Raw genomic sequence first — 369 nt, 5'->3', positions numbered from 1 at the left:
GTAAGTATCAATGGGATAGTTGAGCAAGGAACCAAGATAGTGGGTCCACTTATAGGAGGAATGTTACTGAGCTGGTTTCAGCCAGAGTTTTGTCTAATTATAAGGGCAATATGCTGTTTTCTAGCTGCTTTGGTTCTGTTACCCACAATAAGGTTAAAGGAATCTCTGTCAAGAGAACATTTTGAAAAGCAACAGCAAAGTACTTGGACTGCTTGGTTACAAGGTTGGGGTTATGTATTATCCAATCGGATGATTTTATCAACCATGATTTTCGTTACAATAGCTATGGCAGTATTACAATTAGTGGACTCACAGTTCCCTACTTTATTTAAGAGTTTGTTCCCAAATGATAAGAGTAAAATGGGATAC

Annotated in this window: 1 protein-coding gene; it reads left to right on the top strand. The window is 37.7% G+C overall.

Going from position 1 to position 369, the window contains the following annotated elements:
- Positions 1-369: MFS transporter (locus SB773_RS30405; RefSeq protein WP_410593919.1), on the top strand; the 369-nt coding region annotated here is incomplete at both ends.

Source organism: Bacillus sp. SIMBA_074 (assembly GCF_046534555.1).
Classification (GTDB): Bacteria; Bacillota; Bacilli; order Bacillales; family Bacillaceae_G; genus Bacillus_A; species Bacillus_A mycoides.
The sequence above is the reverse complement of the archived record's forward strand: the minus strand, read 5'-3'. Positions and strand labels throughout refer to the sequence as shown.